Annotated in this window: 1 protein-coding gene; it reads right to left on the bottom strand. The window is 67.9% G+C overall.

The annotated features are described in order from the left end of the window. Window positions 1–1,858: beta-ketoacyl synthase N-terminal-like domain-containing protein (locus ABT294_RS50660; protein ID WP_350813739.1), on the bottom strand; the 1,858-nt coding region annotated here is incomplete at both ends.

The following is a 1,858-nucleotide window of genomic DNA, read 5'->3' on the forward strand; positions in this document are numbered from 1 at the left end:
TCGACGTGGGTGGTGGGGGTGGATATGTGCAGGGTTTGGGGGAGTTGGCCTTCCTGGGCGGCCATCACCATCTTGATCACACCCGCCACACCGGAAGCAGCCTGCGAATGCCCGAAGTTGGATTTGACCGACCCCAGCCACAGCGGGTTCGCTGGATCCCGATCGCGCCCATAGGTGGCGAGCAGCGCCTGCGCCTCGATGGGGTCGCCGAGTTTGGTTCCGGTGCCGTGGGCTTCGATGGCGTCGATGTCGTTGGGGGTCAGGCCGGCGTTGGCGAGGGCTTGGCGGATCACTCGTTCCTGGGAGGGGCCGTTGGGGGCCGACAGGCCGTTGCTGGCGCCGTCCTGGTTGACCGCCGAGCCGCGGATCACGCCCAGCACCTGGTGTCCGTTGGCTTGCGCGTCCGACAGGCGCTCCAGCAGCAGCATGCCGACACCCTCGGAGAACACCGTGCCATCGGCCTCATCGGAGAACGCCTTGCACCGGCCGTCCCGCGCCAGACCCCGCTGACGACTGAAGTCGACCAGGAGCTCCGGCGTCGCCATGACCGTCACACCGCCCGCGAGCGCCAGGGTGCTTTCGCTCCTGCGCAGGGACTCGCAGGCGAGGTGGATGGCGACCAGGGAGGAGGAGCAGGCGGTGTCCACCGTCAGCGCCGGGCCCTCGAGGCCCAGGTTGTAGGCCACTCGACCTGACATGACCGAACCGGCGTTTCCGGTCTGCAGATACCCCTCGATCTCGTCGGGGTACGAGCCAGGGCCAGTGCCATAACCGGTCTGTGTTCCACCGATGAAGACGCCGGTGAGGGTGCCGCGGAGGGTGCCCGGGTCGATCCCGGCCCGTTCCAGGACCTCCCACGAGGTCTCCAGCAGCAACCGCTGCTGCGGGTCGATCGCGATCGCCTCGCGCGGACTGATCCCGAAAAAGGCCGCGTCGAAACCGGCCGCATCCGCCAGGAACCCACCCTCACGCAGATACGTCGTCCCGACACTGTCCGGGTCCGGGTCATAGAGAGCCTCCAGATCCCAGCCCCGATCATCGGGAAAGCCCGAGATCCCCGAGCGGCCCTGGACCAGCATGTCCCACAAGTCCTCCGGCGAGCTCACCCCGCCGGGATAGCGGCAGCCCATCGCCACGATCGCAATCGGCTCCCCCACCCCCGCAGCAGCAACCGCCGCCCGCACCGGAGCCGCCACAGCCGAGGCAGCACCACCGACCCGCTGCAGAAGATGATCCGCCAACACCGCCGGCGTGGGATAGTCGAACACCAGCGTCGCCGGGAGCTTCATCCCCGCCACCCGGCTCAACCGGTTACGCAGCTCCACCGACGTCAGCGAGTCAAAACCCAGATCCTTGAACGGCCGCCCCGCCTGAATCTCCTCACCTGAGGAGTGGCCCAGCACCGACGCCGCCTCCGCACACACCAGCGACACCAGCACATGCTCCTGCTCAGCCACCGGCAGCCCGGCCAGGCGCTGTTGTAGCGCTGTTTGGCTGGTCGCGGTGGCTGTGGTGTTTGCGGTGCGGCGTGCGGGGGTGTGGACCAGTCCGCGCAGGATGGCGGATATACCGTCGCGGCGTCTGGCAAGGGTGCGGGTGTTGATGGGCAGCGGGAGCAGGAAGGGGTGCGGCATCGCCAGGGCGGCGTCGAGCAACTGCATGCCTTCATCGGCGTCCATCGCGGTGAAACCTGAACGGATCAGCCGCTCAACATCGATATCGGCCATTTGGCGGGTCATGCCACCCGCCTTCGGTGACCACAATCCCCAGGCGAGGGATTGGGCGGGTAGGCCGGTGGCTTGCCGGTGGATGGCCAGGGCGTCGAGGAAGGCGTTGGCTGCGGAGTAGTTGCCTTGTC

Source organism: Nonomuraea sp. NPDC000554 (assembly GCF_040300065.1).
Lineage (GTDB): Bacteria > Actinomycetota > Actinomycetes > Streptosporangiales > Streptosporangiaceae > Nonomuraea.